Annotated in this window: 24 protein-coding genes; 15 read left to right on the top strand and 9 right to left on the bottom strand. The window is 68.6% G+C overall.

What is annotated here, in order from left to right:
- Positions 1-50: 50 nt before the first annotated feature.
- On the top strand, positions 51-377 hold the full coding sequence (locus ACY466_RS01370) for a WhiB family transcriptional regulator (RefSeq protein WP_463249202.1): 327 nt from the start codon (positions 51-53) through the stop codon (positions 375-377).
- Positions 378-447: 70 nt separating this feature from the next.
- On the opposite strand, the gene ACY466_RS01375 is transcribed toward ACY466_RS01370, so the two are convergent.
- Positions 448-1,572 (bottom strand): ArsA family ATPase, encoded by a 1,125-nt coding sequence (locus ACY466_RS01375; protein ID WP_463249204.1) that lies wholly within the window; start codon positions 1,570-1,572, stop codon positions 448-450.
- The gene (locus ACY466_RS01380) at positions 1,569-2,597 is read right to left on the bottom strand and encodes an ArsA-related P-loop ATPase (protein WP_463249206.1); all 1,029 of its coding nucleotides are present in this window, start codon (positions 2,595-2,597) and stop codon (positions 1,569-1,571) included. Before ACY466_RS01380 ends, ACY466_RS01375 begins: the two co-directional genes overlap by 4 nt.
- Before the next feature lie 115 nt (positions 2,598-2,712).
- On the opposite strand from ACY466_RS01380, the gene ACY466_RS01385 reads away from it, so the two are divergent.
- Together ACY466_RS01385 and ACY466_RS01390 are read left to right on the top strand one after the other, a co-directional pair.
- The gene (locus ACY466_RS01385; RefSeq protein ID WP_463249207.1) at positions 2,713-2,877 is read left to right on the top strand and encodes a DUF4177 domain-containing protein; all 165 of its coding nucleotides are present in this window, start codon (positions 2,713-2,715) and stop codon (positions 2,875-2,877) included.
- Position 2,878: 1 nt separating this feature from the next.
- The gene (locus tag ACY466_RS01390; RefSeq protein WP_463249209.1) at positions 2,879-3,340 is read left to right on the top strand and encodes a RidA family protein; all 462 of its coding nucleotides are present in this window, start codon (positions 2,879-2,881) and stop codon (positions 3,338-3,340) included.
- 1 nt (position 3,341) lies between these two features.
- On the opposite strand, the gene ACY466_RS01395 is transcribed toward ACY466_RS01390, so the two are convergent.
- Positions 3,342-4,211, bottom strand: a complete 870-nt coding sequence (locus tag ACY466_RS01395) for a Gfo/Idh/MocA family protein (protein WP_463249210.1) — start codon at positions 4,209-4,211, stop codon at positions 3,342-3,344.
- 51 nt (positions 4,212-4,262) lie between these two features.
- On the opposite strand from ACY466_RS01395, the gene ACY466_RS01400 reads away from it, so the two are divergent.
- Positions 4,263-5,042, top strand: coding sequence for an MBL fold metallo-hydrolase (locus ACY466_RS01400; protein WP_463249212.1), 780 nt, complete (start codon positions 4,263-4,265; stop codon positions 5,040-5,042).
- 99 nt (positions 5,043-5,141) lie between these two features.
- Here ACY466_RS01400 and ACY466_RS01405 read toward each other — a convergent pair whose 3' ends face one another.
- Both ACY466_RS01405 and ACY466_RS01410 read right to left on the bottom strand, forming a co-directional pair.
- Positions 5,142-5,816, bottom strand: a complete 675-nt coding sequence (locus ACY466_RS01405) for a Crp/Fnr family transcriptional regulator (protein ID WP_463249214.1) — start codon at positions 5,814-5,816, stop codon at positions 5,142-5,144.
- Positions 5,817-6,034: 218 nt separating this feature from the next.
- The gene (locus tag ACY466_RS01410) at positions 6,035-6,307 is read right to left on the bottom strand and encodes a hypothetical protein (RefSeq protein WP_463249215.1); all 273 of its coding nucleotides are present in this window, start codon (positions 6,305-6,307) and stop codon (positions 6,035-6,037) included.
- 139 nt (positions 6,308-6,446) lie between these two features.
- Here ACY466_RS01410 and nth point away from each other — a divergent pair, with 139 nt between their 5' ends.
- The 6 genes from nth (at position 6,447) to ACY466_RS01440 (ending at position 12,133) form a co-directional block, all read left to right on the top strand.
- Positions 6,447-7,178 carry an endonuclease III gene (gene nth, locus ACY466_RS01415; RefSeq protein WP_463252101.1) on the top strand — a complete coding sequence of 244 codons (732 nt, stop codon included), beginning with the start codon at positions 6,447-6,449 and terminating at the stop codon, positions 7,176-7,178.
- The gene (locus ACY466_RS01420; protein WP_463249217.1) at positions 7,175-7,837 is read left to right on the top strand and encodes a TlpA family protein disulfide reductase; all 663 of its coding nucleotides are present in this window, start codon (positions 7,175-7,177) and stop codon (positions 7,835-7,837) included. The genes nth and ACY466_RS01420 overlap by 4 nt, the downstream gene beginning before the upstream one ends.
- Entirely contained in the window at positions 7,834-8,532 is a 699-nt protein-coding gene (locus ACY466_RS01425) for an NUDIX hydrolase (protein WP_463249219.1), read from the top strand. Before ACY466_RS01420 ends, ACY466_RS01425 begins: the two co-directional genes overlap by 4 nt.
- Positions 8,529-9,719 (top strand): MarP family serine protease, encoded by a 1,191-nt coding sequence (locus tag ACY466_RS01430; RefSeq protein ID WP_463249221.1) that lies wholly within the window; start codon positions 8,529-8,531, stop codon positions 9,717-9,719. The genes ACY466_RS01425 and ACY466_RS01430 overlap by 4 nt, the downstream gene beginning before the upstream one ends.
- A 224-nt stretch (positions 9,720-9,943) precedes the next feature.
- Positions 9,944-11,017, top strand: coding sequence for a GGDEF domain-containing protein (locus tag ACY466_RS01435; RefSeq protein ID WP_463249223.1), 1,074 nt, complete (start codon positions 9,944-9,946; stop codon positions 11,015-11,017).
- Positions 11,018-11,062: 45 nt separating this feature from the next.
- Positions 11,063-12,133, top strand: a complete 1,071-nt coding sequence (locus ACY466_RS01440; RefSeq protein WP_463249225.1) for an Rv1355c family protein — start codon at positions 11,063-11,065, stop codon at positions 12,131-12,133.
- On the opposite strand, the gene ACY466_RS01445 is transcribed toward ACY466_RS01440, so the two are convergent.
- From ACY466_RS01445 to acs, 3 genes are all read right to left on the bottom strand, one after another.
- Entirely contained in the window at positions 12,104-13,048 is a 945-nt protein-coding gene (locus ACY466_RS01445) for an alpha/beta fold hydrolase (RefSeq protein WP_463249228.1), read from the bottom strand. The genes ACY466_RS01440 and ACY466_RS01445 overlap by 30 nt on opposite strands.
- A gap of 37 nt (positions 13,049-13,085) precedes the next feature.
- Complete coding sequence (locus ACY466_RS01450) at positions 13,086-13,607, bottom strand: phage holin family protein (protein ID WP_463249230.1); 522 nt, start codon at positions 13,605-13,607, stop codon at positions 13,086-13,088.
- A gap of 184 nt (positions 13,608-13,791) precedes the next feature.
- On the bottom strand, positions 13,792-15,756 hold the full coding sequence (acs, locus tag ACY466_RS01455) for an acetate--CoA ligase (protein ID WP_463249232.1): 1,965 nt from the start codon (positions 15,754-15,756) through the stop codon (positions 13,792-13,794).
- 398 nt (positions 15,757-16,154) lie between these two features.
- Between acs and ACY466_RS01460 the strand changes: the two genes are divergently transcribed.
- From ACY466_RS01460 to ACY466_RS01480, 5 genes are all read left to right on the top strand, one after another.
- Complete coding sequence (locus tag ACY466_RS01460; protein ID WP_463249234.1) at positions 16,155-17,771, top strand: peptide ABC transporter substrate-binding protein; 1,617 nt, start codon at positions 16,155-16,157, stop codon at positions 17,769-17,771.
- A gap of 80 nt (positions 17,772-17,851) precedes the next feature.
- Positions 17,852-18,775: an ABC transporter permease gene (locus tag ACY466_RS01465; RefSeq protein ID WP_463249236.1), complete on the top strand. Its 924-nt coding sequence runs from the start codon at positions 17,852-17,854 to the stop codon at positions 18,773-18,775.
- A gap of 5 nt (positions 18,776-18,780) precedes the next feature.
- Positions 18,781-19,677 (top strand): ABC transporter permease, encoded by an 897-nt coding sequence (locus ACY466_RS01470; protein ID WP_463249238.1) that lies wholly within the window; start codon positions 18,781-18,783, stop codon positions 19,675-19,677.
- A 4-nt stretch (positions 19,678-19,681) separates the two neighbouring features.
- Positions 19,682-21,379: an ABC transporter ATP-binding protein gene (locus ACY466_RS01475; RefSeq protein ID WP_463249241.1), complete on the top strand. Its 1,698-nt coding sequence runs from the start codon at positions 19,682-19,684 to the stop codon at positions 21,377-21,379.
- Positions 21,380-21,388: 9 nt separating this feature from the next.
- On the top strand, positions 21,389-22,156 hold the full coding sequence (locus ACY466_RS01480; RefSeq protein ID WP_463249243.1) for an oxidoreductase: 768 nt from the start codon (positions 21,389-21,391) through the stop codon (positions 22,154-22,156).
- A 448-nt stretch (positions 22,157-22,604) separates the two neighbouring features.
- Here the strand turns inward: ACY466_RS01480 and ACY466_RS01485 are convergent, their stop codons facing one another.
- Positions 22,605-23,432, bottom strand: a complete 828-nt coding sequence (locus ACY466_RS01485; protein ID WP_463249244.1) for an HAD family hydrolase — start codon at positions 23,430-23,432, stop codon at positions 22,605-22,607.
- Positions 23,433-23,564: the final 132 nt, after the last annotated feature.

Raw genomic sequence — 23,564 nt, forward strand, 5'->3', positions numbered from 1 at the left:
GGCCCGGAACGCCACGAAAACCGGCGTTCGCCGACGTAAGGGGTCAACGGATGCAGTCAGTGACGACGACGAACAGCACGCCCGCCAGCGGGGAGGCCGAAGCGCGGATCGCGTGGGTGTCGCAGGCGCGTTGCCGCGGGGTCGACCCGGATCAGCTGTTCGTACGAGGAGCAGCACAGCGCAAGGCCGCCACCATCTGCCGCCACTGCCCGGTGCTCATGCAGTGCGGAGCCGACGCTCTCGACAACCGGGTCGAGTTCGGTGTGTGGGGCGGCATGACGGAGCGTCAGCGCCGCGCTCTCATCAAGCAGCACCCGGAGGTCGACTCCTGGTCCGAGTTCTTCGAGAACCAGCGTCAGCACCAGTCGGCGGTCTGACACCCGAACGTCGACGCGATCGCGGTCCCCTCGGTGAGTCACCGAGCGGGACCGCGATCGCGTTGCGAGGTCAGGCCTTGTCGGTGAGCTGATCGGCCACCGCGCGCAGCGCGTCGAGATCGGACACCTCGAACGGCAGGGACGGAACACCGACCACCGGTACTCGCGGGTGCGCGGCGGTGAAGCGTCGCAGCAGTCCGAGTTCGCGCTTCGCCGTGATCGCCCGATGGGCGTGGGCGCGCAGGACCCCGGCCGCCAGATCCGACGCCGCGTCGCCCTTCTTCTCGAGGTGATCCGCGGCCGTGCTCGCGTGGTCCGCGCCCAGCGAGCTGAGGGTGGGGTGCGTGCGGTTCAGGACCAGACCGGCCAGCGGCATGCCGTCCTCGGACAGGCGATCGACGAAGTACGACGCCTCGCGCAACGCGTCGGGCTCGGCGGCGGAGACCACCACGAAGTGGGTCCCGTCCTGGCGCAGCAGCTCGTACGTGTGCCGAGCCCGCTCGCGGAAACCACCGAACATCTGATCCAGCGACTGCACGAAAACCGAGGCGTCCGAGAGCATCTGGCTGCCCACGATCGCCGAGACGCCGCGCATGGCAAGGCTGAACGCGCTGGTCATCACGCGGCCGATGCCGCGGCCCGGCGCCATGAGCAGCTTGATCATGCGGCCGTCGAGGAAGGACCCGAGGCGCTGGGGTGCGTCGAGAAAGTCGAGTGCGTTGCGCGAGGGAGGCGTGTCCACCACCACCAGATCCCAGTCCCCGCTCTGCGCGAGTTGGCCGAGCTTCTCCATCGCCATGTACTCCTGCGTGCCCGAGAACGACGACGCGACGGTCTGATAGAAGGAGTTGGCGAAGATCTGCTCGGCCTTCTCCGGCGTCGAGTGCTCGAGGACCATCTCGTCGAACGTGCGCCGCATGTTGAGCATCATCGCGTGCAGCTCGCCCGTCGCGTTCGGTCCGAGCTCCACCGGCTGCGGTGAGTTGTCCAGTTCACCCACGCCGAGGGCCTGCGCAAGGCGCCGGGCCGGGTCGATGGTGAGAACGACGACCTTGCGACCGTTCTCGGCCGCCCGCAACGCCATCGACGCGGCGGTGGTGGTCTTGCCGACTCCGCCGGAGCCGCAGCACACGACGATCTTGGAATCGGGACTGTCGATGATGGCCGAGATGTCCAGTGTGGGAACGATACTCATCGAACGCCCTGTTCCGTGAGATGCTGCGCGAGTTCGTAGATGCCGCCGAGGTCCATGCCGTCGGGCAGCGTGGGGAGCGTCAACCGCGACATCTGCAGCGTCTGCAGATGCCTCGCGCTGTCCCGCTGCGCCTGCAGAGTCGACGCGTGTTCGATGGATTCGGTCAGCAACCCGGCGAAATCGTCCTCCGACAGCGTGATTCCACTGTCCGCCAACGCTTGTTCGATGGCGGGAGCGTCCAGGCGCCCCTCGGCCGCGTCGGCAAGTGCCGCCTCGGGGAGGAACGAGGTGTCGGCGCGGTTCACGATCACGGTGCCGAGCCGGATGTCGAGTTTCTGCAATTCCGCTGCGGCATCGGAGGTTTCCTGCACCGGCAGGGCTTCGAGCAGCGTCACCAGGTGCACCAGGGTCTGCTCGGAGTGCAGCAGCCGCACCACACCCTCGCTCTGCGACCGGATGGGTCCGCTCTTGGCGAGGTCGCGCATCGCGGTGGTGACGTCCAGGAAGCTGCCGATGCGGCCGGTCGGCGGCGAGTCGACGACGATCTCGTCGTACACCCGTGCGCCGCGGGAGTCGACGCGAATGGCGCACTCCTTGACCTTGCCGGTGAGCAGGACGTCCCGCAGACCCGGAGCGATGGTGGTGGCGAACTCCACCGCGCCGACCTTGCGCATGGCGCGGCCCGCGAACCCCAGGTTGTAGAACATGTCGAGGTATTCCAGGAAGGCGGTCTCGAGGTCGATGGCGAGTGCGTGGACCTGTCCACCGCCCTCGGCGGACGCCACTCGGGTCTCGACCGGGTCCAGGGCGGGTACGTCGAACATCTGCGCGATGGTCTGACGACCCTCGACCTCGACGAGCAGCACGTTCCGGCCGCCGGCGGCGAGTGCGAGGGCCAGGGCGGCCGCGACCGTCGACTTCCCGGTGCCGCCCTTTCCCGACACGAAATGCACGCGCGCGGCATCGGCTTCCGCCGGCCATCCCTCGCGGAGCTGCGAGGGCCCCGCCTCCGAATCTTCGGTCACTGACACTCCTCGAGAATATAGAGCCACTTCTGTCCTGTTCCCCGGACGACGATTCCCGAAGCGGGCGACGAGTCCGGGCCTCGCGGCGGCGGCCACTGCCTATAGGCTGGCGCCCATGAGCGCATCGACCACGTGGGAGTACCTCACGGCACCGCTGTTGATCCACAACACCAAGACGATCCTCGACAACTTCGGGTCGGACGGCTGGGAGCTGGTGACGGTCCTTCAGGGACCCACCGGCGAGCAGCTCGTCGCGTACTTCAAGCGTCCCAAGGGCTGACGTGCCGTCTCCGCGGCAGGCGTTGGCCGACCTCGGAATCGAACTGCCCTCGGTCGTTCCGCCCGTGGCCTCCTACGTTCCGGCGGTTCGTTCCGGTGATCACGTCTTCACTTCGGGGCAGTTGCCGTTCGTGGACGGGAAGCTGACGGCCGAGGGCAAGGTCGGCGCGGAGGTGTCCGCCGAGGACGCCACCGAGGCAGCGCGGATCTGCGCCCTCAACGCGCTCGCCGCCATCGACGCGCTGGTGGGGCTCGATTCCGTCGCGCGCATCGTCAAGGTCGTCGGATTCGTGGCTTCCGCACCGGGATTCACCGGTCAGCCGGGAGTGATCAACGGTGCGTCGAACTTCCTGGGCGAGGTGTTCGGCGACGCCGGGATCCACGCGCGATCGGCCGTCGGAGTCGCGGAACTGCCTCTCGGCGCACCCGTCGAGGTCGAGATGATCGTCGAGCTGACGGCCTGAGTCAGGGCTCCAGTTCGTCCTGGCACCACTCGATGACCCGCTGCAGTTCGAGGCCCCGGTGCGCCGAGCAGGCGTGCCGGGTGCCCTCGCGCACCGAGTCGAGGAACTCGGTCAGCAGCACTCCGTAACAGACGTCGGGCCCGGTGGTGCGATCCGACAACTCCACGAGTCCGGATTCCCCGCTGACGGCCACGCGCAACACCGACGGCCGAACCGGGGTGCGCATCGAGAGCGTGATCTGACTGCGCCGGTCGCCTGCGTGCGCGAGCGTGATGGACCACGTGTCCGACGCCGCGGCACGGTGTGCCGACGCTACGCCGACGATGGGGCCGAGTGCGGCGTCGATCAGGTCGAACACGTGCGGACCGACGTCCATCAACGCCCCGCCCTCCTGCCGCCAGGTCGACCCGGCGAAGTCGCCGCCCAGCAACGCACCCGACAACCAACTCGCAGAGGCCGTCGAGAAGTCTCCGGCGGTCACCGCGTCGAGAAAGCGTCGGGTCTCGGGCGCGAAGCGTCGGGTGAGAGTGACCATCGATCCCACCCCGGCGGCGTCGATCTCGTCGACCAGAGCCTGCGCCGCCGCCAGGTCCGCCGCGATCGGCTTGTCCAGCAGCACATGCTTTTTCGCGCGTACCGCCCGCGTCGCGAGTTCGGACTGCACGTCCGGAGGAACCGCGAACGCGACGGCGTCGACGGCATCGAACAGCTCCTCGACGTCGTCGAACACGCGTATCCCCGGAGCTGCGTCGGCGGCGGCCTCCGGACGCCTAGCCCAGATCCCCACCAGGTCCGCCTCGGGGTGCGCGATCAGCGCCGGGAGCGACGCCTGCCGTGCCCAGGGACCCGCACCCACGACGCCGAACTTCACCGCGCAGACCTCATCGTGCGAGCGTAGACGGCCGCGTGGCATGGTGGGCCGATGGCACCGACTCACCCCGCCTACGCCCAGCTCCGCGAGGTCACGCCGACGGCGTCGGTACTGCTCGCCGAGAACCCCGGCAAGATGACGCTCGACGGCACCAACACCTGGATCCTGCGAGCGCCGGGGAGCGACGAGATCGTGGTGGTCGACCCCGGTCCGCGCAGTCGCGCGCACATCGACCGGGTGGTGGACGTCGGTCGGGTGGCGCTGGTGCTGATCACCCACCGCCACCACGATCACACCGGCGGAATCGCCCGGATCCACCGCCGCACCGGGGCGCCCGTGCGTGCGGTGACCGAGGCTCATCGTCGCGGCGAGGCGGCGCCGTTGACCGACGGCGAGGTGATCTCCGTGGCCGGGCTCGAGGTGACCGTGCTCGCGACGCCCGGTCACACGGCGGATTCGGTGAGCTTCGTGATGGACGATGCGGTGCTCACCGGCGACACCGTCCTGGGCGCGGGAAGCAGCGTGCTCGACGGGAAGGACGGCAGCCTCGCCGACTACCTGTCCTCGCTGGACCGGTTGGCCGAGATCGGCGCGGGTCGCATCGCGCTCCCCGGCCACGGACCCGATCAGCCGGACACCGCCGCCATCGCCCGCGCCTACCGCGCGCATCGCGAGGAACGTCTGCAGCAGGTGCGCGAGGCACTCGAGGTTCTGGGCGAGGATGCGTCACCGCTGAAGGTGGTGCGCCACGTCTACGCCGACGTGGACAAGAAGTTGTGGCCGGCGGCGCGGATGTCCGTGAAGGCGCAGCTGGACTATCTGCGGGGCTGAGCGGCCCGGCCGGACGCGAGAACGAGCGGGCCGCTCGGTGGTGTGCGGCCCCTGCAGGACCCGCTCACCACCGAGCGGCCCGCTCGGTACACCCGAAGATCAGCGCGCTCGACGCGCCAATCGCTCCGAGTCGGAGATCAGCACGCTCTTGCCCTCGAGCCGCAGCCACCCGCGGTGCGCGAAGTCGGCGAGCGCCTTGTTCACTGTTTCACGTGAAGCACCGACGAGCTGCGCGATCTCTTCCTGCGTCAGGTCGTGCGTGACGCGCAGGGATCCGGCTTCCTGGGTGCCGAAACGCTGTGCGAGCTGCAGCAGAGCCTTGGCCACACGTCCGGGGACGTCGGTGAAGATGAGGTCCGCGAGGCTGTTGTTGGTCCGACGCAGGCGGCGCGCGAGGACGCGGAGCAACTGCTCGGCAATCTCGGGGCGCTGGTCGATCCACGCCTTGAGCGCTTCGCGGTCCATGCTGACGGCCCGAACTTCGGTGACCGTGGTGGCGGTCGAGGTGCGGGGGCCGGGATCGAAGATGGAGAGCTCACCGAACATGTCGGACGGACCCATGATGGTCAGGAGGTTCTCCCGACCGTCGGGGGAGCGTCGTCCGAGCTTCACCTTGCCGGTCACGATGATGTAGAGCCGATCACCCGGCTCGCCCTCGTTGAACACGACGTGGCCGCGCGGGAAGTCCACCGGCTGCAACTGTTTCGTGAGCGCCGATACTGCCGACGGCTCGACTCCCTGGAAGATGCCGGCCCGTGCCAGAACCTCGTCCACGTGCACTCCTCGCTGATAAAACTTCTGGGCTGAGAAAAATTCTGGGATATCGCCGACGTCACCTGTGAGATGAGTCGCCGTTCCCTGGTACCGAGGGGAGTCTACGTCGCGGATGCGCCCGGTGAGTGATCGCAGCCACGATCGGGTCCGAAGTGTCGGATCCCGCGACGGAACCCCGGTGGAAACCGCAGGACGATCCGGTGGTGAATTCCTCGGTGTCAGCTGGCGCGTCGCGCGCGATCGTCGAGCATCGCGACGTCTTCGTCGAGAACCTCTCCGCCGCGGCGACGCCGACTGCGGAAGCGGGCGAGAGCGTTGGGAAAGCCCTCGGTGGCCAGGGTCGCGACCTCGGAGCTGTCGGCCGCGTCGAGGAATTCCTGCACTTCTTGTTCCCGAACGCCGGCGCGGTTCAACCGTGCCTCGAACCGCTCGATGGCCAGCGCGAACAGCATCAGCAAGACCGGAAACAGGATCACAGCGAGTGCTTGCATACCGAGGAGTAAACACTGTCGAAGTCTCGAAACGAACTCGAGCGGGTCGCCGTTCGGGTGTCGGACGGACCGACCCGCCCCACGGGTTCCGTAGAGTCATGGGGTGCAGAAGACTGGCGCGGAGCCCTCCCACGTGCGGATGCGGACCGAGACGCCGCTGGCGCTCACCCGTCGAGCCCGCCGGATGCACCGTCGTCTGGGGGAGGTGTTCCCTCACGTCTACTGCGAACTGGACTTCACCACGCCGCTGGAGTTGGCGGTCGCGACCATCCTGTCCGCGCAGTGCACCGACAAGCGCGTCAACGAGACCACCCCGGCGCTCTTCGCCCGCTACCGCTCCGCCCGCGACTACGCCGAGGCGGACCGCACCGAACTCGAGGAGTACGTCCGCTCCACGGGCTTCTACCGCAACAAGACGAACTCGCTCATCGGACTCGGGCGCGCATTGCTCGAGAAGCACGACGGTGAGGTTCCCGCCACGTTGGCCGAGCTCGTGCTCCTCCCGGGCATCGGTCGCAAGACCGCCAACGTGGTCCTGGGAAACGCGTTCGACATCCCGGGCATCACCGTCGACACGCACTTCGGGCGGCTGGTGCGCCGCTGGGCGTGGACCGCCGAGGAGGATCCGGTGAAGGTCGAGCACGCGACCGGAGCGCTGATCGAGCGGCGCGACTGGACCCTGCTCTCGCACCGGGTGATCTTCCACGGCCGTCGGGTCTGCCATTCCCGCAAGCCCGCGTGCGGGGTGTGCATCCTCGCGAAGGACTGTCCGTCGTACGGGCTCGGCCCGACGGACCCGGTGGCGGCCGCCGCCCTCGTGCGCGGACCGGAGCGCGACCACATCCTGACGATCGCGGGGGTCGAGGCGTGACGCCGTCGGCCTCGGCCCGGTGGTCGCTCGCCGCCCTCGTAGTCGTGGTGGCCCTGGTGGTCGCGATCTGGCCGCGCGGGGACGACGCGACCTCGCCGAGCAGCTTCCAGGATCTGCGCGACGCACAGGGGACGTCCGCTCCCGCGGCGGCGAGCGACGCCGAACTCGCCCCGGTGCGCGACGCCGCCGCGCTGCAGCCGTGCCCGGACCTCGGTGAGGCCGCGCCCGGCGACTCGGTACTGGCCGGGGTGAGCGCGACCTGTCTGGCGACCGGCGCACCCGTCGATCTGGCCGCGTCGCTGGCCGGTCGACCCGCCCTGATCAACCTGTGGGCGTACTGGTGCGAACCGTGCGCCGAGGAGCTGCCCTTCCTGCAGCAGTACGCGGAGCGCGCGGGCGACTCGATCACGGTGATCACCGCCCACGAGGATCCGCGGGAGGGCAACGCCCTGGCCCGCCTCGCCGACTACGACGTGCAGTTGCCGGGTGTGCAGACCGGAACCGGTCGCATCGCGGCGGCCGTCGGGGCCCCTCCCGTGCTCCCCGTGTCGGTCCTCGTGGCGGCCGATGGAAGCATCGCTCGGGTACTGCCCCAACCGTTCCGGTCCGTCGAGGACGTCGCCGACGCGGTGCGAACGAATCTCGGAGTGGACGCATGATGGTTTCCTCACGGCCGGTTCCGCCGTGGCTCACCGACCTCGCCGCCTCTCGCGGTGTCGAGGACGGCGCGGACAACCCGGTGATCGACCGGCACGCGCCCGACGGCGTGGTCGGGCGTCCCGCGGCCGTGCTGATCCTGTTCGGGGGCGACGCGGCGAGCCCCGTGCTCCCCGACGACGCGACGGTTCTGTTGACGCAGCGGTCGTCGTCGATGCGTCAGCACCGCGGTCAGGTCTCGTTCCCCGGTGGGGCGGCCGACCCCGGTGACGACGGCCCGGTCGGCACCGCGTTGCGAGAGGCACAGGAGGAGACGGGCGTGGCGCTCGACGGAGTGCAGCCGCTCACCACCTTCGACTCCATCTACGTTCCCCCGTCCGGATTCGAGGTCACCCCGGTCCTCGCCTACTGGCACACCCCCAGCGAGGTGGCGGTGGTGGACACCGCCGAGACCGAGCGCGTGCTCGCGGTGCCCGTCGCCGAACTCGTCGATCCCGGCAATCGGTTCGTCGTCCGTCACCCCCTCGGCTACCAGGGTCCGGCGTTCGCCGTGCGCGACATGTTGGTGTGGGGTTTCACCGCCGGCGTGCTCTCGGGCATTCTGGCGGGCGCGGGATGGGCCGGCGGGTGGAACACCGACGACATCCGCGATCTCGAGACCTCGCTGGCCGCCGTCGGATCGGAGCTTCACCCATGACGTCCTCTCTGTGGCTGGACATCGGCATCGGTCTGGTCGCTCTGCTGGCGGCGTCGTCGGGATGGCGACAGGGCGCGGTGGCGTCGGGACTGGCGTTCTTCGGCGTGGTCCTCGGCGCGGTCGCCGGGATTCTGCTCGCGCCGCGGGTGCTCACCCAGGTCGAGGAAGGCCGGACCCGAATCCTGGTCGGCATCCTTCTCATCGTGCTGATGGTCATCATCGGCGAGGTGGCGGGCATGGTGCTCGGCCGCGCGCTGCGCAGCGGCATGCACAGTCCGGTCGCCCGCTCGGTGGACAGCGTGATCGGCGCCGGGTTGCAGGCCGTCGCGGTGCTCGTGGCCGCGTGGCTGCTCGCGATCCCGCTCACCACCTCCTCCCAACCTCAGATCGCGGCGGCGGTGCGTGGTTCCACCGTGCTGTCCACCGTGGACGACGTGGCGCCGGAATGGGTGCGGCAGGTCCCCAACGAGTTCTCCGCGCTGCTCGACACCTCCGGTCTGCCCGACGTCATCGGACCGTTCGGCCGCACCCCGGTCGCCGAGGTCGCCGAACCCGACGCCAGCGTGCTCGCGTCTCCGGTGGCACAGGATCTGGCCGGCAGCGTGCTGAGAATCCGCGGTATCGCGCAGAGTTGCCAGCGCGCGCTCGAGGGATCGGGATTCGTCGTGGGCCCCGAGTCGGTCATCACCAACGCCCACGTGGTGGCGGGCACCTCGTCCGTGGCCGTGGACACGCTCACCGGAACTCTCGACGCCGAGGTGGTGTTGTTCGACCCGACGATCGACGTGGCGGTGCTGCGTGTTCCCGGACTCGAGGCGCGCGTCCTCGATTTCGCCCCGGAACCGGCCGAGCCCGGCGCCGACGCCCTGGTGCTCGGCTACCCCGGCGGTGGTCCGTACACCGCCTCCGCGGCGCGGGTGCGCGAGACGCTGAACCTCACGGGACCGGACATCTACAAGGCCGGGACGGTGAATCGTGAGGTGTACACCGTGCGCGGATCGATCCGTCAGGGCAATTCCGGTGGGCCGTTGGTCGACGCGTCGGGTCGGGTCCTGGGTGTGGTTTTCGGTGCGGCCGTCGACAATTCGGATACCGGATTCGTCCTCACGGCCGCGGAAGTCGCCGAAGAAGTGGCGTCGGGGACCCGAAGCGGGGAACGTGTCGGTACCGGTTCGTGTGTCGCCTGACGACTGTGCCTCCGACGCGCACGATGTCGGCGCGGGCTAGTAGCGTTGCGCGTGTACGCCGGGGTGACGTACACGTCATGTCGGCGCACGGGGGGAAACAACGGTGATCGGTACACGGGCGCGTCCAGGTCGCCGATTCCCCCCGGGGGTATTCGGCTCCCCGGTGACATTCGCCGATACCGGGCTCCGGAGTTGAGCCGGACGGACACGAGAGGTCGGCCGCGGTGATCGCTCGTCGCTTCGACACTCGGTCGAAAGCCGTGATGGCCAGCGCCTCCGGGGCCCTGCCGCTGATGCTCATCGCGCTCCTGCAGCCGGCGTTCCTGCGCGAGGGCACGCTGCCCGTCCTCGGGGTCATCGTCGTCTTCACCCTCGTCACCGTCGGGGTGACCCTGCACGCGGGAGTGCTGTCGGAGACGCAGTTCGCAATTCTCGGTGCCGGCGGCATGCTCGGTGTCGCGACGTCCGCGTACCTCATCGCCGACCCGTCGGGATCGCGCGCGGTGACCGCCATGCTCGCCGCCGTTCCCGCCATCGCCGCGTCCGGATCGCCGCGCCGGGTGACCGTCGCGCTCACCGTTGGTGGCGTCGTTCTCGCGACCGCGTTGTCCATCGACGGTGCGGACGGCGCGGTGCGGTTCGTCGCGGCGGGTGCCGCGGTCACCACCGTCGTGGTGCCCGCGATTCTCATCGCGATCATGCGCACGTCGCTCGAGGCCGTGACGGGGCGACTCGAGACCCTCGCCAACACCGATCCGCTGACCGGTCTCCTCAACCGGCGCGGGATGCTGCCTCGTGTGAAGACCATGCTCGACGACGCGTCGTCGGCCGGAAGAGCGGTGGTGGTCGCGCTGGTCGACGTCGATCACTTCAAGTCGGTCAACGACACCCGGGGCCACGCGGCGGGTGACGAGGTCCTCACCGACGTCGCCGACGCCATCGCGTCGGTCGTTCCCGACGACGCGGTCCTGGCTCGGCTCGGCGGCGAGGAGTTCCTGGTGTTCGGGACCACGGTGTCCATCGCGGGACTCGAGGAGTTGATTCTGCAGAGTGTGCGTGCGGCCTGCGACGTGACCGTGAGCATCGGTGTCGCGCGCGCCGGCGTCGAGTCCGGCGGGTCTTCCGCCGAGTCCCCGGACGTCGAGGCGACGCTGGACCGGCTGACGTACGCTGCGGACCGCGCGCTGTACGCCGCCAAGACCGGTGGACGCGACCGCGTGGCGTACGCCTACGAGGACGTCGTGGTGTGGCCGCCCCTCACCTCGTCCGCCGACAGCCGCGTCGAGTCCGAGAACTGAACCACCGCCCTCGCCCCGCATCCCTCGATCCAGGAGAGTTCCGACGTGCCCGACGCCCGGCTGCACCACGTGTTCGATCCGTCCGTTCCCGCCGACGACGCCGAGGCGACGCGATTGCTCTCGTCCCCGGGCGTGGTCGAGGTTCTCGACACCACGGACGAGCAGCGTGCCTCGCTCGCGGCACTGTTGCCGACGCCGGACGAGGACCTGCTGAACGAATCGCCGCGCTGGGTGCACTACCCGTGGCGCCGGTCCATGGTCCGGGTCCTCGGCCCCCGGGGGTTCCGGCGACTACGGCTCGACCGCAACCGCAACAAGATCACCGCGGACGAGCAGGACGCGTCGGGACGAACTCGGATCGGCGTGGTGGGTCTCAGCGTCGGGCACGCCGTGGCCCACACGCTGGCCCTCGAGGGTCTGTGCGGCGAGCTGCGCCTCGTGGACTTCGACGAGCTGGATCTGTCCAACCTCAACCGGGTCCCGGCGACGGTGTTCGATCTCGGCGTGAACAAGGCGATCCTCGCCGCCCGGCGCATCGCGGAGCTCGATCCCTATCTTTCGGTGATCGCTCAGCAGACCGGGATCGACGCGTCGACCGTAGACGCGTTCCTGGACGGGTTGGACATCGTGATCGAGGAATGCGATTCGATCGACGCGAAGGTCTCCGTGCGCGAGCACGCCCGGCGTCGGGGCATCCCGGTGATCATGGAGACCAGCGACGGCGGGGTGCTCGACATCGAGCGGTTCGACCTCGATCGCGACCGGCCGCTGTTCCACGGTCTGCTCGGGGACATCGACGCCGACGCGGTGGCGTCCATGAGCCCGGCGGAGAAGGGGTCGCTCGCCGGCCGACTGCTCGGCTTCGACAAGATCACCGCGCGCATGGCGGCGTCGTTGCCGGAGATCGGAACGACGCTGTCGACGTGGCCGCAACTCGGCAGCGACGTCGCACTCGGCGGGGCGTCGGTGGCGGCCGCGGTGCGGCGGTTCGGTCGGGGCACGCCGCCGCCGTCCGGACGTGTGCGCATCGACCTCGAGGCGCACCTCACCGACGGTCTCGTCGATCCGTACTCCGGTCCGAACGGTTCAGCGTCGGCGCAGGTGGTCGACGAGTAGGTCCGTCACCGCCGCGGGCTGTTCCTGGTGGACGTAGTGACCGGCGCCCGGCAGCGTTCTCTCGACGATGCGCGGTGCCCACGTCACGTCGCGGCTGCCGGTCGAGGGCAGCACGTACGGATCGGCGCCGCCGAGGATCTGCAGGGCCGGTACGTCGACGGGCCTGTCGACGGTGGCCATGAACTTGCGACCGTCGGTGCGGAACTGGCTGCGGAACGCCCAGCGCTGGTACTCCAGGACGCTGTGGGCCACGTTGGGGACGGTGATGGCCGAGCGCAGACGCGTGGCCACCTCGTCGAACTCGGACGTGCGTTGCCACGCTTCCGAGGAACGCTCGCGCAGAAGACGTTCCACCTCGGCGCCGTGATCGCGGGTCAGTGCGCGTTCGGGAAGCCGGGGAAGCTGGTAGCGCAGGAACGTCGGGAGCAGTGCGGACCGCTGATCGCGGTGGCGGACGGCCGCTCGCCGCAGAGCGAGGGGATGCGGGGAGGCGAGCAACGTGATCGAGGCGACCAACCGGGGGTGCAGGACCGCGGTGGCCCAGCAGACCAACCCGCCGTCGGCGTGACCGACGAGGTGTCCCTCGGCATGGCCGAGGGCGCGGACCAGGCCGGCGACGTCGCCGGCGAGGGTCCAGCCGTCGTAGCCACGCGGGGGTTTGTCGCTGTCGCCGTAGCCGCGGAGGTCGACGGCCACGGCATGGAAACCCTGCTCACCGAGGGCGGTGAGTTGGTGGCGCCACGACCACCACAGGTCGGCGAATCCGTGAAGAAGCAGGACCAGGGGTGCCTCGGTGTCGCGTCCGCCCCCGGCAGGCCGGACCTCGGCGACGTGGAACCGGATGCCGTTGGCGCGGACGTCGCGGTGATACCACGGTCCGTCGTAGCGGACCGTGGACGGATCTGGTGCAGCCATGGAACGTGCGAACCGCTTTCTCGAACCGATCGACCGCTCAGGTCGAGAGAGTGTTGCGAATCTTCGACGGGTCCAGTGACTTCTCGGAATCGTCGCCCTTGCCCGGGAGCACGGACGCGCTCGCCTTGAGCGAGTCGATGGTCTTCTCGGGCTTGCGCAGTTTCTTCACCCGGAGATATCCGAGGAACGCCAGTGCCGCGGCCAGGGCCACCATGATCAGGAAGACGATGAGGAAGGCGAGCCAACGCGAGAGCCAGATGTTGAGCAGCTCCGCGAGGAAGAAGAAGAAGAAGAACGAGCTGAAGATCAGGACGGCCAGGGCGAGGACGAACATGAGGCTGCCCTGCAGCCCCTTCTTGACCTCGCCGGTGACCTCGGCCTTGGCCAGCTCGACCTCGGCGCGAATGAGGGTGGACACCTGCGCGGTGGCGTCCTTGACCAGGGTGCCGATACTCGCCGACGCAGGGTTGTGGTCCTCGACGTCGGTCAGAGGGATCGAGGAGATACCGGCGGGTGCGTCGATGCCCCGACCCTCGTTGGTGCCTCGGCTGCTGCTCACTGCGATCCCCTTTTACTTGCCGTCGTGTCGTCGTACACCTTAGGTCTTTACCCGGTCGGCGCTCAGCCTATCGCCGCGAGGGTGGTGCTCTCGCCCCGCCGCCCCGCGAGCGGCCGCCGGTGACACACGAGAGCGGGCGCCCTCGACGAATCGAGGGCGCCCGCTCCGGTGTCTACCGGTGGGCCTACTTCCCGGCGTTCTTGATCGCGTCGAACACGGCCGGATCGACCAGCGTCGACGTGTCGCCCAGATCGCGGCCCTCGGCCACGTCGCGCAGCAGGCGACGCATGATCTTGCCGGACCGGGTCTTGGGAAGCTCGGGAACGATGGTGACCTGCCGCGGCTTGGCGATCGGCGAGATCTCCTTCGACACCTGCGCCTTGAGTTCGGCGATGAGGTCGTCTCCGGTGTTCTCGATGCCGCCGCGCAGGATCACGAAGGCGACGATGCCCTGTCCGGTGGTCTCGTCGGCGGCGCCCACGACGGCCGCCTCCGCGACACCGGGGTGCGTGACCAGTGCGGATTCCACCTCGGAGGTGGAGATGCGGTGACCGGAGACGTTCATGACGTCGTCGACGCGGCCGAGGACCCAGAGGTCGCCGTCGTCGTCGAAGCGGGCGCCGTCGCCGGCGAAGTACCAGCCCTCGGTGGCGTAGCGGGACCAGTAGGTGTCCTTGTACCGGTCCATGTCGCCCCAGATGCCGCGGAGCATGGACGGCCACGGCTCGTCGAGAACCAGGTAGCCGTTGCCGCCCGCGCCGAGCGGCTTGGCGTCGTCGTCCACGATCATCGCCGAGATACCGGGCAGCGGCGTCTGGGCCGAGCCGGGCTTGGTGTGGGTCACGCCGGGCAGCGGGGAGACCATGATGGCGCCGGTCTCGGTCTGCCACCAGGTGTCCACGATCGGCGCGGTGCCGCCGCCGATGACGTCCCGGAACCAGCGCCAGGCCTCGGGGTTGATGGGCTCGCCGACGCTGCCGAGCAGGCGGATCGAGGACAGATCGTGGGCGTCGGGGATCTCGCGGCCCCACTTCATGAACGTGCGGACCAGCGTCGGTGCCGTGTAGTAGATGGAGACGCCGTACTTCTCGACGATGTTCCAGTGGCGGTGCTCGTCGGGCGAGTTGGGCGTGCCCTCGTAGACCACCTGCGTCGCGCCGTTGGCCAGCGGGCCGTAGACGATGTAGGAGTGTCCGGTGACCCAGCCGATGTCGGCGGTGCACCAGTAGACGTCCTTGCCCTGCTTGTGGTCGAAGACGTAGTGGTGCGTGTACGCGGTCTGCGTCAAGTAGCCACCCGAGGTGTGGATGATGCCCTTCGGCTTCCCGGTGGTGCCGGAGGTGTAGAGGATGAAGAGCGGGTGCTCGGAGTCGAAGGCTTCCGCCTCGTGCTCGGCGGAGGCCGTGCCGACGCTCTCGTGCCACCACAGGTCGCGGCCCTCGGTCCACTCGACCTCGATGTCGGTGCGCTTGACCACCAGGACGTGCTCGATGCTCTCGGCCCCGTCCACGGCCTCGTCGACCGACGCCTTGAGCGAGGCGGCCTTGCCGCGACGCCACTGACCGTCCGTGGTCACCACGAGCTTGGCCTGCGCGTCGTCGATGCGCGAGCGCAGAGCGGTGGAGGAGAAGCCGGCGAAGACGACGCTGTGCGTGAGGCCGAGCCGGGCGCAGGCGAGCATCGCGACGATGGCCTCGGGGACCATCGGCATGTAGATGGCGACGCGGTCGCCGGCCACCAGGCCGAGTTCGGTGAAGGCGTTGGCCGCGCGGCTGACCTCGGCCAACAGGTCCGAGAAGGTGAGGCTGCGGCTGTCGCCGGGCTCGCCCTCCCAGTGGATGGCGACCTGGTCGCCGCGGCCCTCGAGGACGTGCCGGTCGACGCAGTTGTACGCGACGTTGAGCTTGCCGCCGACGAACCACTTGGCGACGGGAGCGTCGGACCAGTCGAGCACCTCGTCGAACGGGGTGTGCCAGTGCAGGCGGGAGGCCTGCTCCGCCCAGAAGGCGAGCCGGTCGGTCGACGCGGCCTCGTAGAGCTCCGCGCCGGCGTTGGCCTGCGCCACGAAATCCGTCGACGGGGGGTACGACACCGGGTGCTCGGACTCGCTGCCGGTCGAGGTCTCGCTGCCTGTCACTGTCTCGGTCATGGAGTACGCGCCTTCTTTCACTTCTGGCCGACTGATGCCGTTGTGAGGGTAGTCACGTGTGACCGCCGCCGCACCGTTGCAGTGAGGTGCAACCCCGGACTGTGCGCCGACCGGTTGATCGGATGCGACGGGCGGTGTGCTGCTGCGATGGGTGGCGCGAACCGGACGAAACCCCTTCTCATCAGGCTGTCCGACCGGTGAGGTCCAGTCCCGTCAGGTTACGGGGCCGTTTCGTGAAGAATTCCAACGACGGGGAATTCGGGGGAGTCGCCGACACGACGCCGGAGTGTGTCTACAGTCAACCGAATTACCGAGTCACACCGGTCATCGCCTGTGGCTCACCGAACACCGCGCGACCAGTCGACCCTGGTCCGTGGGTACCTATGGAGGACACGACTTTGAGGAACAAGCGCGCACTTGCGGTCGCGTCGGTGGGCTTTCTGGCCATCGGCGTGCTCGCGGCCTGTGGTGGAGGAGGTGGCTCTTCCGCGACGGAGGGCACCTACAGCCTCTACGTCACGGATCCGGAGAACCCGTTGGTTCCGGGTAACACCACCGAGAACCAGGGAAACCGGATTCTCAAGGCGCTCTTCACGCCGTTGGTGACGTACAACGACGAGACCAGCGAGGTCGAGTTCGACGGCGTCGCCGAGTCGGTCGAGTCGGACGACGAGATCAACTGGACCATCACGCTCAAGCCCGATTGGACGTTCCACGACGGCACGCCGGTGAACGCCGAGTCGTACGTCAACGCGTGGAACTACACCGCGCTGAGCACCAATGCCTTCGGTGGGTCGTACTTCTTCGAGAACGTCGTCGGCTACGACCAGCTGCAGGCCGAGGAGGGCGCGGAGCCCGCGGCCACCGAGATGTCCGGATTGACGGCGGTCGACGAGACCACCATCGAGGTCGAGCTGAACGAGCCGTTCGCCATCTACCCGATCACCCTCGGCTACTCGGCCTTCTCGCCGCTGCCCGAGGCCTTCTACACCGATCCCGACGCCTTCGGTCGCCGTCCCATCGGCAACGGCCCGTTCCAGGCCAACGAGGACTACGTAGAGGGCCAGGGCTTCACGCTGACCCGCTACGAGGACTACTCGGGTGACAACCCGGCCCAGGCGGCGGGTGTGGAATACAAGGTCTACACCGAGCTGGCCACCGGCTACACCGACGTCCAGGCCGGCGGCCTGGACGTGATGCTGGACCTGCCGGAAGACGCGTGGGCCACGGCTCGCGATCAGTTCGGTGACCGGTACGGCGAGCGCCCCCGCCCCGACATCACCTCGCTGGGCTTCCCGACCTACGATCCTCGGTTCGAGGATCCGCGTGTGCGCGAGGCGTTCTCCATGGCCATCGACCGTCAGGCCATCACCACGGCGATCTTCACCGACACCCGCACCCCCGCCGACTCCTTCGGCTCGCCCGTCGTGGACGGCTACCGCGAGGGTGCGTGCGGAACCAAGTGCGAGCTGAACGTCGATCAGGCGAACCAGCTACTCGACGAGGCCGGGTTCGATCGCTCGCAGCCCGTGGACCTCTGGTTCAACGCCGGTGCGGGACACGACTCGTGGATGACGGCCGTCGGTAACCAGCTGCGCACCAACCTCGGGGTCGAGTACGCGCTCCGCGGTGACCTGCAGTTCGCTCAGTACCTGCCCCTGCAGGACGAGCAGGGCATGACCGGGCCGTTCCGGTCCGGCTGGGTTATGGACTACCCGTCGATCTACAACTTCCTCTCGCCGCTGTACAGCACCGCCGCCACGCCGCCGGCGGGCTCGAACGTCACGTTCTACAACAACCCGGAGTTCGACGCCGCCCTGTCGGCCGGCAACAACTCCGCGTCCGTCGACGAGGCGACCGAGCTGTACCAGCAGGCCGAGGACATCTTGATCCGTGACCTGCCGGCCACGCCCCTCTTCTACGGTCTGAACCAGGCTGTGTGGAGCGACCGGGTCGACAACGTCACGATCGACCTGTTCGGTGACATCGAGGTCGCGGACGTCACGGTCAACTGATCGAACAACGGTGGGGGCGGCCTGTTCTCACAGGCAGCCCCCACCGTTCCCGGTCGTTCTGCTTGCTCTAGGAGAACCCAGTGGGTCGCTACATCACGCGCCGATTGCTGTTGACCATCCCGGTCCTGATCGGCGCCTCGTTCCTCATCTTCGCCATGGTCTACGCCCTGCCGGGTGACCCCATTCGCGCGCTCGCGGGCGATCGCCCGCTTGCCCCCGCCGTCGTGGCGCAGCTGCGAGCGCAGTACAACCTCGACGATCCCTTCTTCCTGCAGTACGCCAAGTACGTCGGCGGCCTGCTGCAGGGCGATTTCGGCACCGACTTCTCCGGACGGCCCGTGCTCGACACGATCTCGCAGCGGCTGCCGGTCACGGTACGACTGACCATCGTGGCCATCGTCTTCGAGGCGATCATCGGCATCACCGCCGGTGTGCTCGCCGGGCTGCGTCGAAACTCGTTCTTCGACAACCTGGTTCTGGTCTCGACGACCCTGCTGGTGTCGGTGCCCGTGTTCGTCTTCGGCTTCGTCGCGCAGTACGTGTTCGGCTTCAAATTGGACCTGTTCCCCATCGCCGGCATCAGCGACGGCTGGTACAGCTACCTGCTTCCCGGACTCGTGCTGGCCTCGCTGTCCATGGCCTACGTTGCCCGGCTCACCCGCTCGGCGGTCGCCGAGGCCATGGCGGCGGACTACATCCGCACGGCGCGAGCGAAGGGCGTAGGCCACCGACGCATCGTCACGCGGCATGCGCTGCGCAACAGCATGATCCCCGTCGTCACCTTCATCGGCGCGGACATCGGTTCTCTGCTGGGCGGGGCCATCGTGACGGAGTCGGTGTTCAACCTCCCGGGGCTCGGCCGCGCGATCTTCGACGCGGTCCAGCGACAGGAAGGCGCCGTGGTGGTCGGCATCGTGACGATGATGGTGTTCTTCTACATCTTCTTCAACCTGGTCGTGGACGTGCTCTACGCGTTCCTCGACCCTCGGATCAGATACGAGTGAGTGGCATGGATCCCAAATCGAACGTCGAAACGGACGACGCCGTCGAGCTCGTCGGTCAGGCCTCCCTGTGGGGCAACGCCTGGAAGAAGCTGCGCCGCAGCGTCTTCTTCTGGTTCGGCTCCGTCATCACGGTCGTGCTCGTGGTCATGGCCGTGTTCCCCCAGCTGTTCGCCCGCGGCATCGATCCCCGGGCGTGCGATCTCACCGACACCCGGCTCTCGCCGAGTTCGGTGCACTGGTTCGGGACCGACCTGCAGGGGTGCGACTACTACGCCAACGTCATCTACGGCGCGCGGATCTCGCTGACCATCGGGCTGCTCGCCGTGATCGGAGTGCTGGTCGTCGGGGTGCTGATCGGCGCACTGGCCGGTTATTTCGGCGGATTCGTCGACAGCCTGCTCGCGCGGTTCACCGACATCTTCTTCGGCATTCCCCTTCTGCTCGGGGCGCTGGTGCTGCTGACGGTGATCCCGGAGCGCACCGCGACCACCGTGGCCCTGGCGTTGATCAGCTTCGGGTGGATGACCGCCATGAGGCTGGTGCGCTCGTCGGTCATCTCGATCAAGCAGAGCGAGTACGTGCAGGCGGCACAGGCCCTGGGGGCGTCCACGTTCCGCATCCTGGTGCGACACATCCTGCCGAACGCACTGGCTCCGGTGCTGGTCTACGCCACCATCGCCGTCGGTACGTTCATCGCCGCCGAAGCGACGCTGTCCTTCCTCGGCATCGGCCTCCAGCTGCCCGCCATCTCGTGGGGGCTGCAGATCAACCTCGGTCAGAACTACATCTCGACCTCTCCGCACCTGGTGCTGTTCCCGGCGGCGTTCCTGTCGGTGACGGTCCTGGCCTTCATCCTCATGGGCGATGCGCTGCGCGACGCGCTCGACCCGAAACGGAGCTGACGCAATGAGTCCCGAGAAAGCCGCCCACACCGGCGCCATCCTCGAGGTGTCCGGTCTGACCATCGATTTCGAGGTGGACAAGACCTGGCGCACCGCGGTCAAGGATGTCTCGTTCCAGGTCGCCCGCGGCGAGGTCCTCGCGATCGTGGGCGAATCCGGATCCGGCAAGTCCACGACGGCCATGGCCGTACCGGGACTGCTGGCCGACAACAGCCGCGTCTCCGGCAGCATCACCCTCGACGGCCGTGAGCTCGCCGGGCTCTCGGACCGGGAGCTGAACTCGGTGCGCGGCAAGGACATCGCGGTGATCTTCCAGGAGCCGATGACGGCTCTGAACCCGGTGTACACCATCGGCTGGCAGATCACCGAGGCCATTCGAGCCCACAGCGACGCCACCAAGGCGCAGGCCAAGGAACGCGTGGTCGAGTTGCTGCGCATGGTGGAGATGCCGGAGCCGGAGAAGCGCGTCAAGTACTACCCGCACCAGCTCTCGGGCGGGCAGCGCCAGCGCGCGATGATCGCGCAGGCGCTCGCGTCGGAACCGTCGGTGCTCATCGCCGACGAGCCGACCACCGCTCTCGACGTCACGGTGCAGGCCGAGATCCTGCAACTCATGCGCGATCTGCGCGAGCGCGTCAACGCAGCCATCCTGCTCATCACCCACGACATGGGCGTGGTCGCGGACATGGCCGACCGCATGCTGGTGATGCGCCACGGCGAGTTCGTGGAGCAGGGCACGGCGGATCAGATCTTCAACAAGCCCGAGCACCCGTACACGCGCGAGCTGTTGGCGTCCGTCCCGCACCTCGGTTCGCGGACCGGTCAGGCGGGGACCGACGACACCCCGGACGTGCGATACGCGCTCCAGCTCACCGATGCCGTCATCGAGTACCCCGGCTCGCGCCGCACCGGCGGGTTCCGCGCCGTCGACGGGGTCAGCCTGTCCATCGAACCCGGTGAGGTGGTGGGCCTGGTCGGCGAATCCGGCTCGGGCAAGTCGACCGTCGGCAAGGCGGCCGTGGGGTTGCTGAAGCTGCACTCCGGATCGTTGTCCGTGGCCGGAACCGACATCACGTCGATGTCCGCGCGAGAGCTGCGACCCGTGCGCAGCAAGGTCGGCATCGTCTTCCAGGATCCCGGCTCGTCGTTGAACCCTCGCTGGCCCATCGGTCAGTCCATCGGGGAGCCGATGCTGCTGCACACCGATCTGGACAAGGGCCAGCGCGACAAGAAGATCGAGGAGCTGCTCGATCAGGTGCACCTGTCCCGTGACATGCGCAACCGCTACCCCCACCAGCTCTCCGGCGGTCAGCGTCAACGCGTCGGTATCGCGCGGGCGCTCGCCCTGGAACCCGACCTGCTGGTCGCCGACGAACCCACGTCCGCCCTCGACGTCTCCGTGCAGGCCAAGGTGCTGGAGCTGTTCCAGGAACTGCAGCGTGAGTACGGCTTCGCGTGCCTGTTCATCAGCCACGACCTCGCCGTCGTCGAGGTGCTCGCGCGCCGCATCGCGGTGATGAGCGCCGGCAAGTTGGTGGAGTTCGACCGGACCGACCGCATTCTGCGGTCGCCGGCCGATCCGTACACCAAGCGACTGCTCGCCGCGGTGCCCGTCCCCGATCCCGCGCAGCAGGCGATTCGCCGGCAGGAGCGGGTCGAGTTGATGGCCGCCGAGCGAAGGGCGGCCGGGGCCGAGCGTTAGCCTCGCCTGGTGAGTTCTTCTGCAACCGGTGCGGCCGATCCCCTGGCCCCACTGCTGGACCTGCCCGGCGTCCGCGACGCGGCGAACCGTGCTCGCGACGCCCTCGGCGAGGTGCATCGGCACAAGGCGAACCGCCGCGGGTGGCCCGCCACCGCGGCCGAGGCCTCGGTGCGCGCGGCCCGAGCGTCGGCGGCGATCGACGGTTCGGACACCGCGCTCCCCGAGGAGGGGCAGGCGACGCCGCCGCTGCTCGCAGGTGCGCTGCGCGTCGCCCAGGCGCTCGACGGCGACGGACTCCCCATCATGGTGGGAGTGTGGCAGCGCGCGCCGCTGCAGGCGCTCGCCCGGCTGCACCTTCTCGCCGCTGCGGATCTGGTGGACAGTCAGGACGCGCTCGGCCGCCCCCGCCCGGGTGACGCGGTGGCCGAGCGGCTGTCGATGCTCGCCGACCTGGTGACCGGTGGTACCAAGGCGGCGGCACCGGTGCTCGCGGCCGTGGTGCACGGAGAGCTGTTGTCGCTGAAGCCGTTCGGGACGGCGGACGGAGTCGTGGCCCGCGCCGCGTCCCGGTTGGTGGCGGTGTCGAGCGGGTTCGATCCGCACAACCTCGGCGTTCCGGAGATCAGCTGGTTCAAGAGAATCTCCGCGTACCGATCGGGTGCGGAAGGTTTCGCGCTGGGCACCGAGCAGGGCGTCGGGAGCTGGGTCATGTTGTGCTGCGGGTCTTTCGAGGCCGGCGCGGCGGAGGCGACCACCATCGCCGACGCGGCCACCTGACCGGTGTGCGCATGAGTACGGGCGGCGCTGCCGAGTTCTCACCTCGACGTCGCCGCCCGTGAGCACGAGCTACCGTGCTACCAAGCGTGCAGGGTGGGTTGTGGTGGAGTGAACTCCACGAGGCCTCGGCGATCGGTCCGATACGACTCGAGTTCGTGTCCACAACCGGTGCGGAGTTCTTGCTCGATTCGCTCGACTGTCGCAGGCCCACAACGCTTCAGCCAATAGTTGGCTCGCTCGCGTGGGTACTCGGTGGTCGTGCTGGGGAAGTACGGTCGGGAGAACGATTCTTCTCTTCCGAATCGCTCTTGGCCTTCCGTCGTCCCGTGCCTGTATGTCTACCCTGTGATCCGCTTCACATCAAGGGGGCGGGGTGACTGATCGATTCAGCGAGCGGGCAGGCCGGAGGCCGGTCGGGGTCAACGGGCAGGCCGGAGGCCGGTCGGGGTCAGCGCCGCTTGCGTAGCAGTGCGTAGGTGACGGCACCGGCCGCGACCGCGCCGAGCGAGACCGCCGCCGCGCCGGCGACGGTGCCGGACGACGGCGTCTGGAACCGGGCCCGCAGCGACACGGGGTTCGAGAACGTGAGGATCGGCCAGCCGTTGCCGGCGGCTTCCTTGCGCAACGCTCGATCCGGGTTCACCGCCGTCGGGTGACCGACCGCCTTCAGCATCGGCAGGTCGGTGATGGAGTCGGTGTAGGCGAACGACGTCGACAGGTCGTACCCGTGGACCTCGGCGAGTTCCTCCATGGCGACCACCTTGCCGGGGCCGTAGCAGTAGAAGGCGAGTTTGCCGGTGTACTTGCCGTCCTCGACCTCCATGCGGGTGGCGGTGTTGTGGTCCGCCCCGAGGGCCTCGGCGATCGGAGCCACCACCTCTTCGCCCGATGCGGACACCACGATCACGTCGTGCCCGCGCAGCTTGTGGTCGGCGATGAGGTCCGCGGCCTCCGCGAAGACCAGGGGATCGACGATGTCGTGCAGCGTCTCGGCGACGATGGCGCGGATCTGCTCCACGTCCCACCCGGTGCACATGTTCGCGATGTGGATGCGCATGCGCTCCATCTGATCGTGGTCGGCTCCGGAGACCAGGAACAGGAACTGGGCGTAGCTGCTCTTGAGAACACTGCGCCGGTTGATCAACCCCTGATCGAAGAACGGCTTGCTGAAGGCCAGGGTCGACGACTTCGCGATGATCGTCTTGTCGAGGTCGAAGAACGCGGCGGTGCGGCCGGAGGCCGTGGAAGTGCTCACGCTCTCCAGGGTATGCGGCACGCTCGGTCTCGACCGAGGTTCGGGTCCGCCCGAGGGGGCGTCGGGACCGGGTGAGTCCGGCGTTTGCGCACTCTCACCTGCTTGAAAGCCGAAAACAATCTCCCGGTCGACAGTTGCGAGCACGACACTTCG

This window comes from Rhodococcus sp. K11/5 (genome assembly GCF_055193735.1).